Below are 14,516 nucleotides of genomic sequence, written 5' to 3'. Positions count from 1 at the left end.
CCCGGGCGCTAGAGGATCGCCCCCGGGTTGAAGATGCCGGCGGGGTCGAGGGCGTCCTTGACCCGCCGCGTCAGCGCCATCACGTCGTCCCCGAGCTGGGCGGGCAGGGCCGCCTTCTTGGTGCGTCCCACGCCGTGCTCGCCGGTGATCGTCCCGCCCAGGGCGATCGCTGCCTCCATGACCTCGTCGAAGGCCGCGAGGGCCCGGACGCGGGCGTCGGCGTCGCCCCGCGGGACCACGATGAGCGGGTGGGTGTTGCCGTCGCCGGCGTGCGCCACCACGGGGATGAGCACGTCGTGCCGCTCCGCGATCCCCGCGACCGCGTCCACCAGCTGCGGCAGTCGCGGGACGGGCACCCCGACGTCCTCCAGCATGAGCTCGCCCAGCGGCTCGACCGCCGGGACGACCAGCCGTCGGGCCTGCACGAAGAGCTCCCCCTCGTCGGGGTCGGTGGTGACGAAGACGTCCGACCCGCCGGCCGACTCGCAGGCCCGCCGCATCGCGTCGACCTCCTCGGCACAGGCGGCGCCGGGCGCGTCGCTCTGGGCGACCAGCAGCGCCCCGGCCGCGGTGTCCAGGCCCATCGGCCGAAAGTCCTCGACGGCGCGGATCGACGGGCCGTCCATGAGCTCGAGCATCGAGGGCCGCAGCTGCCCCCTGATCGCGACCACGGCCTCGGCGGCCGCCGTCATCGTCGGGAACGACGCGACCAGGGTCGCCCCGGCGGACTGCGCCGGCAGCAGCCGCAGCACCGCACGGGTGACGACGCCCAGGGTCCCCTCGCTGCCGACGAAGAGCTCGAGCAGCGACAGCCCCGCCACGTCCTTGATGCGCGGTCCGCCGAGGGTGACCAGGGTGCCGTCGGCCAGGACGACGTCGAGGCCCAGGACGTAGTCGCTGGTCACGCCGTACTTCACGCAGCACAGGCCGCCGGCGTTGGTGGCGATGTTGCCGCCGATGGAGCAGATGTCCCACGACGACGGGTCCGGCGGGTACCAGAGCCCGTGCTCGGCGGCGGCGGCCTTCACCGCGGAGTTGAGGGCCCCCGGCTCGACGAACGCGACCTGGCACTCGGCGTCCACCTCGACCGCGGTCATCCGCTCGAGGCTCAGCACGATGCCGCCGTCGAGGGCGCTGGCGCCGCCCGAGAGCCCGGTGCCGGCACCGCGCGGCACGACCGGGACGCCGTGCTCGGCGGCCCACCGGACGGTGGCCTGCACCTGGGCGGCGTCCTGGGCCCGGACGACCGCGAGCGGAGTGCCGGCGTGCGGGTCCTGCGAGCGGTCCCAGCGGTACTTCTCGGTGCGGTCGGCGTCGGAGACCACGACGTCGTCGGGAAGGGCGGCGACCAGGTCGGCGAGCGCGTCGGTCAGGGCATCGGCGGGGAGAGCGGACATGGGTGCCATGCAACCACGTCGCGCGACCGGTGCCGGTCGATCAGCCGACGGCGAGCGTGGCCTCCTCGTCCGCGTGGGCGATGTGGCCGAGCTGGCGCCACACCAGTGCGAGGGTCAGCCCGGACCCGACGAAGGCGAACCACCACGGGGCCGTCACACCCCACTGGTGGGCGATCAGGCCGCCGAGCAGCGAGCCGCCGAGCATGCCGCCCATCACGCACAGCATGTAGACCGACCCGACCCGCCCCTGGAACTCGGTGGGCACGGCCCGCTGGCGCACCGCCTGGGACAACGTGCCCCAGATGAAGGCGTAGGCGCCGAAGAAGAACATCAGCGGGTACGCCGCCCACGGCGAGGTGGTCAGCGCCATCGCCAGGTGGAACACGACCTCGCACGCCAGCACCGTGCGCATCAGGGTCGCCAGCGGCACCCGTCTCTCCACGCGCCCGTACGCCGCCGTCCCCAGCAGTCCGCCCAGGGCCGCGGCCGTGGTGAGCAGGCCGAAGCCGGCCTCGTCCATCCCGACGCGCTCGAGGGACCAGAGCACCAGCACCGACCAGGGCGCGGCCCAGGTGATGTTGAACGCCACGATCACCAGCGCGAGCGTGCGGACCGGCTTGTTGCGGGCCAGCCAGCGCACGCCCTCGGCGATGTCCTGCCGGACGTGGGTCTCGACGTGCTCGCGCACCGCGCCGCGCGGCGTACCGATCCGGGAGACGAGGACGACCCCCACCGCGACGCACACCGTCTGGATCATGAACGGCAGCGCCATCCCGGCGGCGAACACGACTGCCCCCAGGGCTGGTCCCACCAGCTGGTTGGCGGTGAGGAAGCCGACCTGGATGCGAGCGTTGGCGATGCCGAGGTCGGGCTTGTCGACCAGCATCGGGACCAGGGTGCCGGTCGAGGAGTCCGCGAAGACCTCGGCCAGCCCCACCAGGAACATGGCGGCCATGACCAGCCAGATGTTCACGTGCCCGGTGACGATGACCGCGCACAGGCCGGCCAGCACCACGGCACGCGCTCCGTCCATGGCCATCACGAGCAGCCGCCTGTCCAACCGGTCGGCCATCGCGCCGGCGACCAGGCCGAAGACCAGCCACGGCAGCTGGAAGGCCATCGCCGCGGCCGCCACCAGCACGGGGTTGCGGGTCTGGGAGGCGACGAGCAGCGGACCGGCCGCCATCATCAGCCCGTCGCCCAGGTTGGTCGTCCACGAGGAGGCGACCAGCCAGCGGAAGGAGGTGCCGAGCCGACGGGGGAAGACGGTCTCGACCAGGCGGCTCACAAGAGCGAGAGCCTAGTCCCGCGCCCGTCGTCGGCCCACGGGTTTTCGCCCCTCCCGCCCGATCACACCCCGTGATCCTGACCACGGCCGGAAGATCAAGCGCGAGGGTCGCAAGCTCCGCGTGCGGTGGACGGAACCGCGCAGCGGCGACAGCGCCACGATGCTCGCCAGGAGGACCTGAGGCACGCCGGGCGCCCGGACCCGGATGCAGCTCCGGGTCCGGGCGTCCCCGGGAATCAGGAGCGGCGCAGCGACCGACGGCGTACGACGACCAGCAGGGCACCCAGACCGCCGACCGCGCCGAGCGGCACGGCGTCCGAGAGTCCGACCTCGGTGCCGGTGCCGCCGGGCAGGAGGGTCGGGTCGGGGACGGCGCCGACGCCGTCGCCCTCGACGTCCACCGCAAGCACGTCGAGCCCGCGGACGAGGTCCACCGAGTAGAGCAGGTTGGTCTTCCTGCCGGTGGCCACGCCGCGGGCGTTGTAGACCGGGACCCAGTAGCTGTCCCACACCTCGGAGGCTCCGAACCAGGCGTGGCCGTGGCTGGAGGGTGTCAGCGGGTCGCTGACGTCGATGACCTGGGTGCCCCCGCCGTAGTAGCCCACGGACACCAGCCCCGACGGGTGGAAGTCGAACCAGTGGGCCGAGCAGAACGCCCCGACCGGCAGCGGATAGGTGGCGAGGTCGGCCAGCTCGACCTTGGCCAGCGGCACGATCGAGCCGTCGGAGCCGTCCAGCCGCTTGACGTGCCAGGTCTGGAAGGAGCCGGCCGTCGAGCAGTCGGGGTCCTCGTAGTCCTCCTCGGTGACCAGCAGGACGTTGCCGTTCTCCAGCGCAGGAGGTGCGTCCGGCCGGAACGCCTCGGCGTTGGGCTGGAAGGAGTTGTGGTGGATGAAGTCGTTGAAGCCGTTGGACTCCCCCTCCCTCGCGGAGTCGCCGGCCGCGCCGGTGTTGGCGATCTCGACCGGGCGGGTCGGGTCGGAGACGTCGAAGACGTACGCCCCGCCGGCGCCGGTGTGGACGCCTCGGCCAGCACCGTCGAAGTTCCACTTGTGGCCGCCCCAGCCGACCGCGTCGGAGCGGAAGGGCTGGATGCCGGCCGCCACCGGGTCGCTGTCGACCTCGACGGGCCGGTCGAGGTCGGTCAGGTCGAAGACCGAGAAGCTCCCCTGGCCCGGCACCTGGCTGTCGTCGCCGGCGGAGTAGACGTAGCGGCAGTCGGTGTCCACCACGCACGTCACGGTGTGGGTGCTGGTGCTGGACGGGACCCGGGAACGGATGCGTGGCGCGGCCGGGTCGGTGACGTCCACGACGACGAGCTCGTAGTCGCCGGTCGCGGGATCGTTGACGTGGCTGATGTCGTCGGGTGATGCCTGGTAGAGGTCCACGCCGATGAGGGCGAAGCGCTGGGTGGTCCCGTCGACCTTGCGCTCGCCGCAGTTCATCGCCTCGTTCTCGAACTGCAGGCTCGGCAGCGTGCCGACGCGCTGCGGGTCGAGGGGGTCGCTGACGTCGTGGACGACGACCGAGTCGAGCCCGGACATCACGAAGAGCGGCGCGGTCTTCATGAAGCAGCCCGAGATCCCGGCCGAGCCCGGGTTGCTGTCCACCAGGCTCACGCTGGGGCTCGTCGCGGCCGGGACGTTCAGGCCGGCGACGTGCTCGGCCCTCTTGTCGTCCATGCGATCGCGGTCACCGTGGGCGAGGGCGGGTGCCGCGAGCGGGACCGAGGCGGCGAGTGCGAGGGCTGCGAGCAGCGGGGGCAGTGGGCGCATGCCTCCTCAACGACCCGGGTGTGTCCCGGGTCACGCCCTGCCGGGATCAGGCAGGGAGCATCTCCGGGTCGGGGGCGACCGGCCTCCGCGCGCCCTGCTGGCGCGCCTCGAGCTGGTCGTTCTCGGCCTGGAGCCGGAGGACCAGGGTCTCCAGCTCGGTGACGCGTTCGCGTAGTCGACGGTTGTCGGTCGCGAGTCGGGCGGCGGTGCGTGTGTCGCCGGCCAGGTGGCCGATCAACGCCTTGGCCATGGAACAGCCCTTTCGGTGGGGATGCCCGGAACCGGGCCGTCTACAAGAGTCCCACCGGGGTGGCGGGTGGTCAACGGGCACCGGCGCGTCGCGGCGCGGCCCCGGCGCGTCGGCGCGGTGGGCGCTGGCACTGCGGGCAGAAGTAGGACGACCGGTTCATGAAGGCGACCCGTCGGATCGGGGTCCCGCACCGCTCGCACGCCTCCCCCTCGCGGCCGTAGGCGTGCAACGAGCGGTCGAAGTAACCGGACTCCCCGTTGACGTTCACGTAGAGCGCGTCGAAGGACGTCCCGCCCTGCGCCAGGGCATCGGTCATCACGTCGCGGGCGTGCCCGATGACCTCGCGCACCTGCGCCGCGGCGAGCCGGTCCCCCGGACGCTCGCCGTGGACCTGCGCCCGCCACAGCGCCTCGTCGGCGTAGATGTTGCCGACCCCCGAGACCAGGGACTGGTCGAGCAGCTGGCGCTTGATCGCGCTCGCCCGCCGGCGGACGCGACGTACGAAGGCGTCCTCGTCGAACGCCGGGTCGAGGGGGTCCCGGCCGATGTGGGCAATCTCGGTCGGGAGCTCCGCGCCGGCGTCCGAGACGAGCAGGCCCCCGAACATGCGCTGGTCGACGAACCGCATCTCCAGCGGACCCTCGTCGGTGGCCAGCGTGAAGCGCACCCGCAGGTGCCGCTCGTCGGGCGCTCCGGGGCGGTGGAGGAGCATCTGCCCGCTCATGCCGAGGTGACCGAGCAGCGCGTCACCCGGACGCTCGCCCTCGGCGTCCAGGGCGAGCCAGAAGTACTTCCCGCGACGGCGGACCGCCTCGATGCGGCGACCGACCAGGGCCGCGACGAAGCCGTCGGACCCACGCGGGTCCCGGCGCAGCGGGCGCGGGTGGAGCACCTCGACCGCCTCGACACCGGCTCCGGCGACGTGGCGCTGGAGGCCGGCGCGGACGACCTCGACCTCGGGCAGCTCGGGCACGGGCGGGGCGTCAGGCCTGGGAGGTGAGCCCGGGGTGGGCGGCCGTCAGCTCGCCGTACGCCGTCTCGGCGGCGCCCTGCTCGGCCTCCTTCTTGGAGCGGCCGGTGCCGCGGCCGTAGAGCTCCTCGCCGACCCGGACCCGGGCGACGAAGGTCTTCATGTGGTCGGGGCCGTCGTCCTCGATCACGTAGTCGGGCACGCCGAGCCCCAGGGTGGCCGACAGCTCCTGCAGGGAGGTCTTCCAGTCGAGGCCGGCGCCCATGGAGGCGGCCTCCTCCATCAGCGGGTCGAAGAGGCGGTGCACCACCTCGGCGGACGCCTCGATGCCACCGGAGAGGTGGATCGCGCCGATGACGGCCTCGACGGTGTCGGAGAGGATCGAGGCCTTGTCGCGACCCCCGGTGGTCTCCTCGCCGCGGCCGAGCTTGATGTGCTCGCCGAGGCCGAGATCGCGGGCGACGCCTGCCAGGGCGCGCGCGTTGACCACGGCGGCGCGCAGCTTGGCCAGCCGTCCCTCGGAGAGGTCGGGATGGGTCGTGTAGAGCGTCTCGGTCACCACGACGCCGAGCACCGAGTCGCCCAGGAACTCCAGGCGCTCGTTGGTAGGGAGCCCGCCGTTCTCGTAGGCGTAGGAACGGTGCGTCAGGGCGCGGTCGAGCAGCTCGGGATCCAGGGTCGGATCACCGAGTGCTCGGCGCAGGTCCTCGGTGGTCAGGGGATCGCAGGCCTGGTGAGAGGTGGTCTCAGAGGACCTGGCGACGGTCGGCGCGAGCGCCGTACTGACCGCAGGTGCCGCACGCGCGGTGCGGGAGGTGCTTGGCACCGCAGGCGGGGTTGGCGCAGGTCACCAGGGTGGGGGCCACGGCCTTCCACTGCGACCGGCGGTGGCGCGTGTTGCTGCGCGACATCTTCCGCTTCGGGACAGCCACTGTTATCTCCTGTTTGCTACGGGCCGGGTGATTGGTTCGGTCGGCCCGGGATGGTCAGTCTTGGGTGGTGCTCTGGTCCTGCGTCAGGGCGGTGAGCCCGGCCCAGCGCGGGTCGATCGGTGCTGCGTGCGCGTGGTCGGGATCGTCTGCCAGTCGTGCACCGCACTCGGTGCACAACCCGGGACAGTCGTCCCGGCACACCGGGGTGAACGGTAGTGCGAGCACCACTGCGTCCCGGAGCAGGGGCTCGAGGTCGAGCAGGTCGTCCTCGAGCAGGCTGGTCTCGTCGTCGAGGTCGCGGTCGTCGTGCTCCACGGCCTTGTCGTGCTGGTCGGCGTAGACGAACAGCTCCTGCAGCGTCACGTGGACGTCGTCCTCGATCGGCTCCAGGCACCGCGCGCACTCACCCTCGAGCGCGGCGGTTGCCGTGCCCGTGACCAGCACTCCCTCCATGACCGCCTCGAGGCGCAGGTCGAGCTCGACCGGCGACCCCTCGGGGACACGAAGGACTTCGATTCCAAGCTCTGCCGGTGCCGGGACCGTGATGACGACGTCCCGCTGGGACCCCGGGCGGCGGCCGAGCTCGCGAGTGTCGAGCACGAGCGGCGCTCTCGGGTCCAGGCTGGTCATGAAGTCACTTCCGGTGTCCGGACACAAACAGAACCTCGGAATCGTAGCCGCCACGCGTCGGGTGGGGCAAAACGACTCGTCCCCGTGCGGGTCCGGGGGCCGGTCATCCCCGCTGCTGCTCGGCCAGCCGCGCGGTGAGCCTCCGCAGCACGAAGTCGGGGACCAGCCCCGACACGTCGCCGCCGAACGTCGCGACCTCCTTGACCAGCGAGGACGCCAGGAACGACCACTCGGGGCTGGTGGGCACGAAGACGGTCTCGACGGGCGCCAGCGAGGAGTTCATCTGGGCCATCTGGAGCTCGTAGTCGAAGTCGCTGACCGCCCGCAGGCCCTTGACGATGGCGTGCACGTCGTTGGCGAGGCAGAAGTCGGTGAGCAGGCCGGTGAACCCGTCGACGCGCACGTTGCCCCAGCCGGCACAGGCCTCGGTGAGCATGGCGATGCGCTCGTCCGGGGAGAACAGGCGGTTCTTGCTGGCGTTGACGCCCACGGCGACCACCACCTCGTCGAACAGCGAGGCGGCACGCTCGATGATGTCGAGGTGCCCGTTGGTGACGGGGTCGAACGACCCGGGGCACACGGCTCGGTGCAGGGGCACGGCCTACTCCTCCTCCACCTGGTCGCGTGCGGCGCGGTGACCGTACCAAAGCATCGTCTCGCCGTACTTCTTCGACCTCTCCCCCTCCAGCCCCTCGGGCCAGACCAGCGCAGGACCGCGGGACGAGCGCTCCACGACGACCAGGGCCCCTGGCACCAGCCAGTGGCCCTCGACCAGCGCGGTCAGCACGGCGAGCACGTCGTCGTCGGGTAGCGGGTAGGGCGGGTCCAGGAACACCACGTCGTACGGCGCCGCCGGCGGCTTGCGCAGCACCGACCCGACGGAGTGGCCCTGGACGTCGGCGCGGGCGAAGCCGAGGGTGGCGGCGTTGCGGGAGATCAGCGCGGCCGCGCGCCGGTCCTGCTCGACCAGCGTGACCACGCCGGCGCCGCGCGACCAGGCCTCCAGCCCGACGGCCCCCGAGCCGGCGTAGAGGTCCAGGAAGCGGAGCCCGTCGAGCGACCCGCACCACGCCTCGACGGCGGAGAACAGCGCCTCGCGCACCCGGTCGCTGGTCGGCCGCGTCTGCGACCCGCGCCGTGTCGCCAGCCGCCGTCCCCCGGCGCTGCCCCCGATGATCCGCGTCACGACTTCTCCAGGAACCCTGAGGCGCTCGAGCGCTCGACCTCCTGCACGGCCGCGGCCAGGTCGGGGGCCGCGGCCAGCTCCGGGTCGGCGCCCAGCAGGGACTCGGCCGCGTCGCGGGCCTGGTCGATGGTCTTCGCGTCGCGCAGCACCCGCAGGCTGACCAGGCTGGAGCGGAACCCCGACTGGCTGGCCCCCAGCACGTCGCCCTCGCGCCGCTGCTCGAGGTCGACCCGGCTCAGCTCGAAGCCGTCGGTCGTCGAGGCCACGGCGTCGAGCCGGTCGCGGGCCGGGGAGCCCGCCTCGGCCCGCGAGACGAGGAGGCAGAGCCCGGGCAGGCCACCGCGGCCGACCCGGCCGCGCAGCTGGTGGAGCTGGGAGACGCCGAACCGGTCGGCGTCGAGGAGCACCATGGTGGTGGCGTTGTGGACGTCGACGCCGACCTCGATGACCGTGGTCGAGACGAGCACGTCGATCTCGCCCGCGGCGAAGGCCCGCATGGTGCGGTCCTTGTCCTCGGCCGCCAGCCGCCCGTGCAGCACCTCGACCCGCAGGCCGGCGAGCGGGCCGGCGACCAGCTCGGCGTGGACGTCCTCGACGGCGGCGAGCTGCTGCCGCGTCGTGACGACCTCGCCGTCCTCGTCGACGTCGACCTGGTCCTGCTCGCCCTCCTCCTGGGTGTCGCCGCTGATGCGGGGGCACACGACGTAGGCCTGGTGGCCGGCCGCCACCTCCTCCCGGACGCGTTGCCAGACCCGGGAGATCCATGCCGGCTGCTCGGCGAGCGGCACGACGTTGGTCTGGATGGGAGCCCGTCCGGCGGGCAGCTCGGAGAGCACCGAGGTCTCGAGGTCGCCGAAGACGGTCATCGCGACGGTGCGCGGGATGGGCGTCGCCGTCATGACCAGGACGTGGGGCGGGGTGCCGGCCTTGTCGGTGAGCGCGGCCCGCTGCTCCACCCCGAAGCGGTGCTGCTCGTCGACGACGACGAGCCCGAGGTCGGCGAGCTCGACCGACCGCTCGAGCAGGGCGTGCGTGCCGATCACGATCCCTGCCTCCCCGGTGGCCATCTGCTGCAGTGCAGCCTCCCGGGCAGTCTTGCCCATCGAACCGGTGAGCAACACCACCGAAGTGGCGTACGCCGGACCGCCGAGCATGCCGCCCTGCGCGAGCTCGCCGAGCATCGCGGTGATGGAGCGGTGGTGCTGCTGGGCGAGCACCTCCGTCGGCGCGAGCAGCACGGCCTGCCCCCCGGAGTCCACCACGCGCAGCATGGCGCGCAGCGCGACGAGCGTCTTGCCGGACCCGACCTCGCCCTGGAGGAGGCGGTGCATCGGGTGGTCGCGGGCGAGCTCCTCCTCGATGAGGTCGCCGATCTCGCGCTGCCCGGCGGTCAGCTCGAACGGCAGCCGCGCGTCGAAGGCCCCGAGCAGCTCTCCCCCGCCCGTCCGGGCACGGGCCCCGAGCGCGCGCTGGGCCGCGCGGCGCCGGGCGAGCACGAGCTGGAGGACGAGCGCCTCCTCGAAGCGGAACCGGCGTTGCGCGGCCCCCACCTGGCCGTAGTCGTCGGGCCGGTGGGCCAGCCGCAGCGCGGTCATCGCGTCGACGACGTCGTACTCCCGGCGCAGCTCGGGGGTGAGCACGTCGGTGACCCCGGTGACCAGGTCGAGCGCGGACGCCATCACCCGGATGAGGTCCCAGACGTAGAGGCGGTGGGTGAGCGGATAGACCGGCAGCAGCCGCGGGAGGGAGGCGGTCTCGCCGTCGTCGCCGAACATGAGCTGGTGCGGCTGCTCGAGCTGCCAGGTGCGGTTGAAGAGCTTGGCCTTGCCGGTGAAGAGACCGCGGCTGCCGGGCCGCATCTCGGCGGCGTACTTCTCGGCCTGGCCGGAGTAGGGGCTGAAGAACGACAGCGTGAAGTCGGGTCCGTTGGTGCGGATCCGCACCTCGGTGCGGTACTGCCGCTTGTTGCGGGCGAAGAACTCGGTGACCCGTGACGAGCTGACCTCGCCCACCACCGACATCATCTGGCCGACCACGGGCTCGGCCACCTCCGACAGCTCCGTGGAGGCGACGTAGCGCCGCGGCAGGTGGTGCAGCAGCTCGCCGACCGTGTGGATGCCGAGGCCCTCCTCGACCAGCTTGCGCTTGGCGTGGCTGCGGCCGAAGACGGCCGCCACCGGCGACTCCGGGGTGATCGCGACCATCGGCTACTCCACGCCCACGAGGACCGGGTAGCGCGACTGCCCGCCCTCGTAGACCGTGACGTCGACGTGGGGCCGGGTCCTCTCGACGTACGACGCCGCGCGGGCCGCGAGGTCGGCGCCGCCCTCGCCGGCCACGATCGTCACCAGCTCGCCACCGCCGCCGAGGAGGCCCTCGAGGACGTCGGCCGCCACCGCGTCCAGGTCGTCGCCCACGACGGCGAAGTCGCCGGCGATGACGCCGAGCACGTCACCGGGCTCGCACGGCCCGGCCATGGTCATGGCCTGCCGGGCGGCGATGGTCACCGCGCCGTGCCGGGCGTGGCGCGCGGTGGCCGTCATCTCACGGACGTCCTGGTCGAAGGTGCGTCCCGGCTCGTGCACCGCGATCGCGGCCAGGCCCTGGACCTGCGCCTGGCTGGGGATCACCTCCACCCGGACGCCGCCCTCCTGCTCGGCGGTCCGGGCCGCGATCTCGGCCACCCGGACGGAGTCGGCGTCGTTGGGCAGGACCACGACCTCGGTGGCGCCGCACGCGTGGATGGCCTCCAGCAGCTGGCCGGTCGAGGGACGGTGCCCCGGGCCACCGAGGACGACCACGGCACCGGCCTCCTCGAAGAGGCGGGCCAGACCGGGACCGGCGGCCACGGCGACGACGGCACGCTGACGCGTCACCGGGGCCCGGCGGGCCTCGGCCACCTGCTCGGCGAAGTGGGTGACCCGCACCCGGTGCGGCCTCCCGGCCTCGATGCCCGCCTCGATGGCCGCGCCCACGTCGTCGACGTGGACGTGGACGTTCCACAGGCCCTCCCCGCCCACCACGACGAGGCTGTCGCCCAACTTGTCGAGGGTCGCCCGCAGCGGGGCGATCGCGGCCTCGTCGGCGTCGAGGAGGTACATCACCTCGTAGGCCGGGCCATCCTCGGTGAGGTGGTCGGCGGGGACGGGGTGGGGCACGGGGATCCGGTGCCCGGTCGGGGCGGCCGGGGTCGGACGACGCCCGGTCGACACGGTCTCCGCCGCGTCCAGGACGACGCAGAGCCCGCGACCGCCTGCGTCGACCACTCCCGCCTCGGCGAGCTGCCGGAGCTGCTCGGGGGTGTGGGCGAGCGCCTCCCGGGCTGCGGCCGCCGCGGCCACGAAGACGTCCCGGGCGCGCGCACCGTCGGCCGACGCGCGCTCGAGGGCTGCGTCGGACGCGGCCCGGGCGACGGTCAGGATGGTGCCCTCGACGGGCCGGCCGACCGCGGCGTAGCTCGCGTCGGTGGCTCGCTGCATGGCCTCGGCGACGATCCGCGCGTTGCGCTCCCCGGCGGCCACCTGCCCCAGCCGGGCGGCGTACGCACCGAGCATCTGGCTCAGGATGACCCCGGAGTTGCCCCGCGCGCCGAGCAGCGCACCGCGCGACACCACCGCGAGCGCCTCGGGGAGGGGCAGGTCGGCGTCGGCCGCCACCGCCTCGCGGAGGGCGTCACGGGCGGCCGCGACGGTCAGGAACATGTTGGTGCCGGTGTCGCCGTCGGGCACGGGATAGACATTGAGGGCGTCGATCTCCTCGCGCGCGCCGGCGAGCGCGTCGGAGGCGATGTCGACGAAGCGCAGGATGGACGAGGTCGAGATGCCGTGGGGTACGGTCTCCATCCCTGTGTGCCTCCCCTGTGCCGTCGGTCCTGTGCCGTCTCTCATGTGCCGCTGCGGTGCGAGTGCCACAGGGTAGTGCCCGGCGGGGACACCTTCGATTTCATCCCGTCCGTGGTCGTCGGATAGTCTGGCGCGGTTGCCCGCTGACATCTCCGCGGGCCGCTTCACAAGAAGCTTTCACAAGAATCCTCGAACTGATCGGAGTGCACGGTGGCTGCCGTCTGCGACATCTGCGCCAAGAAGCCGGGCTTCGGCAACAACCGTCCCTGGTCGCGCAAGATCACCAAGCGTCGTTTCAACCCCAACATCCAGCGCGTCCGGGCGACCGTCAACGGCACGCCCAAGCGCATGAACGTCTGCACCGGCTGCCTCAAGGCCGGCAAGGTCTCGCGCTGACCCGCTGACGCACGTCGTCGAAGGCCCCGTCCCCTCGTGGGACGGGGCCTTCGTCGTCTGCGGAGCCCGGGTGGACCGGGTGGCCAGGACCCCTCAGAAGTGGGTCCAGCCGGTGGGACCCTCGTACGCCGCACCGTCGACCGTCACGCCCTCCCCCTCGGTGACCTCGCCGACGACCTGCCAGCCCTCGGGCACCGATCCCCGGTCGGGGAAGGTCGCCAGGAGGGCGTGGTCGTCGCCCCCGCCGAGGATGAAGCCGAGCGGGTCGGCACCGAGCGCCGCGCCGACCGCGACGAGGGGCTCGGGGACCTCGAACGCGTCCCGGCGCACGTCGATCGCGACGCCGCTCTCCCGGGCCAGGTGGCCGGCTTCGGCGACCAGCCCGTCGGAGATGTCGATCATCGCGGTGGCGCCGGCCTCGGCGGCGACCCGCCCGGCGTCGTACGGCGGCTCCGGACGACGGTAGGCCTCGACCAGCACCCGCGGGGACCGGAAGCCCCGGCCGAGCACGGCCAGGCCGCCGGCGGCCCAGCCCTGGCGGCCGTGCAGCGCGAGCACGTCGCCCGGTTCCGCACCGCTGCGCACGACCGGCGCCTGCGTGCACGCGCCGAGGACGGTGACGGCGATGACGACCTCGTCGGCCCGGGTGACGTCACCGCCCACGACGCTCGCGCCGACCAGGGCGGCCTCGTCGGCGAAGCCCCTGGCGAAGTCGAGCGCCCACTGCACGGGCAGGTCCGGCGGCATCGCCATGCCGATGGTCAGCGAGTGGGCCCGACCTCCCATGGCGTTGACGTCCGACAGGTTCTGGGCGGCGGCGCGGTGGCCCACGTCCTCGGCGCTGGCCCAGTCGCGGCGGAAGTGCCGCGACTCCACCATGAGGTCGGTCGAGACGACCACGTGGCCGTTGCGGATGCGCAGCACGGCGGCGTCGTCACCGGGTCCGATGAGCACGTGCTCGCCCTGCGCGAAGATGCCGTCGAGCTGTGCGATCAGGCCGAACTCGCCGGCATCGGCGATGGTCGCGTCGGGCGGGTTCGTAGCGGGGGAAGACATGCCTCCCATCACACCAGACGACGCGGTAGGTTGGCCGCGACACATCCGAGCAGCAAGGAGTCCAGATGGTCGTCCAGGCCTACATCCTGATCCAGACCGACGTCGGCAAGGCCGCCGAGGTCGCCGCGGAGATCGCCCAGGTCAAGGGCGTCACCCTTGCCGAGGACGTCACGGGCCCCTACGACGTCATCGTCCGCGCCGAGGCCCGCAACGTCGACGAGCTCGGCAAGCTGGTCGTCTCCAAGGTGCAGAACCTCGACGGCATCACGCGCACGCTCACGTGCCCCGTCGTCCACATCTGACACCGCAGCACCCGCGCCCCGCGTCCGCCCGGACGCGGGGCGCCGCTGTGCTGGCGCTCGTCCTGGCCTGGTCCCTGGCGGGCTGCTCCGACCTGCCGGACCTGTCGGCCGACGAGGAGCGCGCCTGCGCCGACCTCATCGAGGCGCTGCCCGACCCGCTCGCCGGCACGGCGATGTCGGACGCCCACGACCGTACGGCGTCCTGGGGCGGGGTCGAGCTCACCTGCGGCGTGGACGAGCCGGAGGCGTACGACGAGTACGCGCCGTGCCTGGACGTGCGCGGCGTCGGCTGGTTCGTGCCCGACGACGAGCTCGAGGACCTCGGCGGCGACGCCACCGCCACCGCGCTGACCACGACGCCGTACGTCGCCTTGCACGTGCCCGCCCAGGACCGCTCGGCCGGCGTCGACACGATGCTCACCGAGCTGGCCGGGCCGCTCAAGGAGACGCTGGCGGCCGGCGAGCCGTGCCACTGAGCCCTTGCGAGCGACC

General features: G+C 73.1%; 16 protein-coding genes. 3 read left to right on the top strand and 13 right to left on the bottom strand.

Annotated elements, in window-relative coordinates:
* Positions 1 to 8 precede the first annotated feature (8 nt).
* The 12 genes from DAI17_RS04515 to DAI17_RS04460 all read right to left on the bottom strand — a co-directional run bounded on the left by DAI17_RS04515 (position 9) and on the right by DAI17_RS04460 (position 12,270).
* Entirely contained in the window at positions 9 to 1,397 is a 1,389-nt protein-coding gene (locus DAI17_RS04515; RefSeq protein ID WP_107771625.1) for an FAD-binding oxidoreductase, read from the bottom strand.
* Between the two features lie 40 nt (positions 1,398 to 1,437).
* Positions 1,438 to 2,685, bottom strand: coding sequence for an MFS transporter (locus DAI17_RS04510; RefSeq protein ID WP_107771624.1), 1,248 nt, complete (start codon positions 2,683 to 2,685; stop codon positions 1,438 to 1,440).
* Positions 2,686 to 2,921: 236 nt separating this feature from the next.
* The gene (locus DAI17_RS04505; RefSeq protein ID WP_107771623.1) at positions 2,922 to 4,460 is read right to left on the bottom strand and encodes an LVIVD repeat-containing protein; all 1,539 of its coding nucleotides are present in this window, start codon (positions 4,458 to 4,460) and stop codon (positions 2,922 to 2,924) included.
* A 46-nt stretch (positions 4,461 to 4,506) separates the two neighbouring features.
* Positions 4,507 to 4,710, bottom strand: coding sequence for a hypothetical protein (locus DAI17_RS04500; RefSeq protein WP_107771622.1), 204 nt, complete (start codon positions 4,708 to 4,710; stop codon positions 4,507 to 4,509).
* A gap of 70 nt (positions 4,711 to 4,780) precedes the next feature.
* Positions 4,781 to 5,683 carry a bifunctional DNA-formamidopyrimidine glycosylase/DNA-(apurinic or apyrimidinic site) lyase gene (gene mutM, locus DAI17_RS04495; RefSeq protein WP_107771621.1) on the bottom strand — a complete coding sequence of 301 codons (903 nt, stop codon included), beginning with the start codon at positions 5,681 to 5,683 and terminating at the stop codon, positions 4,781 to 4,783.
* A 10-nt stretch (positions 5,684 to 5,693) separates the two neighbouring features.
* Positions 5,694 to 6,506 (bottom strand): ribonuclease III, encoded by an 813-nt coding sequence (rnc, locus tag DAI17_RS04490; protein WP_107771620.1) that lies wholly within the window; start codon positions 6,504 to 6,506, stop codon positions 5,694 to 5,696.
* On the bottom strand, positions 6,427 to 6,612 hold the full coding sequence (rpmF, locus tag DAI17_RS04485) for a 50S ribosomal protein L32 (protein WP_056924925.1): 186 nt from the start codon (positions 6,610 to 6,612) through the stop codon (positions 6,427 to 6,429). The genes rnc and rpmF overlap by 80 nt, the downstream gene beginning before the upstream one ends.
* Before the next feature lie 54 nt (positions 6,613 to 6,666).
* Positions 6,667 to 7,242, bottom strand: a complete 576-nt coding sequence (locus tag DAI17_RS04480; protein ID WP_107771619.1) for a YceD family protein — start codon at positions 7,240 to 7,242, stop codon at positions 6,667 to 6,669.
* 103 nt (positions 7,243 to 7,345) lie between these two features.
* The gene (coaD, locus tag DAI17_RS04475; protein ID WP_107771787.1) at positions 7,346 to 7,834 is read right to left on the bottom strand and encodes a pantetheine-phosphate adenylyltransferase; all 489 of its coding nucleotides are present in this window, start codon (positions 7,832 to 7,834) and stop codon (positions 7,346 to 7,348) included.
* A 9-nt stretch (positions 7,835 to 7,843) separates the two neighbouring features.
* Positions 7,844 to 8,428 (bottom strand): 16S rRNA (guanine(966)-N(2))-methyltransferase RsmD, encoded by a 585-nt coding sequence (gene rsmD, locus DAI17_RS04470; protein WP_107771618.1) that lies wholly within the window; start codon positions 8,426 to 8,428, stop codon positions 7,844 to 7,846.
* Positions 8,425 to 10,632, bottom strand: coding sequence for an ATP-dependent DNA helicase RecG (locus DAI17_RS04465; RefSeq protein WP_107771617.1), 2,208 nt, complete (start codon positions 10,630 to 10,632; stop codon positions 8,425 to 8,427). The genes rsmD and DAI17_RS04465 overlap by 4 nt, the downstream gene beginning before the upstream one ends.
* Before the next feature lie 3 nt (positions 10,633 to 10,635).
* Positions 10,636 to 12,270: a DAK2 domain-containing protein gene (locus tag DAI17_RS04460; RefSeq protein WP_107771616.1), complete on the bottom strand. Its 1,635-nt coding sequence runs from the start codon at positions 12,268 to 12,270 to the stop codon at positions 10,636 to 10,638.
* A 210-nt stretch (positions 12,271 to 12,480) separates the two neighbouring features.
* Here DAI17_RS04460 and rpmB point away from each other — a divergent pair, with 210 nt between their 5' ends.
* A complete protein-coding gene (rpmB, locus tag DAI17_RS04455; protein WP_056885645.1) occupies positions 12,481 to 12,666 on the top strand; it encodes a 50S ribosomal protein L28 in 186 nt (61 codons plus the stop codon).
* Positions 12,667 to 12,759: 93 nt separating this feature from the next.
* On the opposite strand, the gene DAI17_RS04450 is transcribed toward rpmB, so the two are convergent.
* Positions 12,760 to 13,722, bottom strand: coding sequence for a thiamine-phosphate kinase (locus DAI17_RS04450; protein WP_107771786.1), 963 nt, complete (start codon positions 13,720 to 13,722; stop codon positions 12,760 to 12,762).
* 65 nt (positions 13,723 to 13,787) lie between these two features.
* On the opposite strand from DAI17_RS04450, the gene DAI17_RS04445 reads away from it, so the two are divergent.
* Both DAI17_RS04445 and DAI17_RS04440 read left to right on the top strand, forming a co-directional pair.
* Positions 13,788 to 14,024: an Lrp/AsnC family transcriptional regulator gene (locus tag DAI17_RS04445; RefSeq protein ID WP_107771615.1), complete on the top strand. Its 237-nt coding sequence runs from the start codon at positions 13,788 to 13,790 to the stop codon at positions 14,022 to 14,024.
* Positions 14,025 to 14,071: 47 nt separating this feature from the next.
* Positions 14,072 to 14,500, top strand: a complete 429-nt coding sequence (locus DAI17_RS04440) for a DUF3515 family protein (RefSeq protein WP_159081353.1) — start codon at positions 14,072 to 14,074, stop codon at positions 14,498 to 14,500.
* Positions 14,501 to 14,516: the final 16 nt, after the last annotated feature.

It is taken from the genome of Nocardioides sediminis, assembly GCF_003047295.1.
In the GTDB taxonomy this organism is placed as follows: domain Bacteria; phylum Actinomycetota; class Actinomycetes; order Propionibacteriales; family Nocardioidaceae; genus Nocardioides; species Nocardioides sediminis.
The sequence above is the reverse complement of the archived record's forward strand: the minus strand, read 5'-3'. Positions and strand labels throughout refer to the sequence as shown.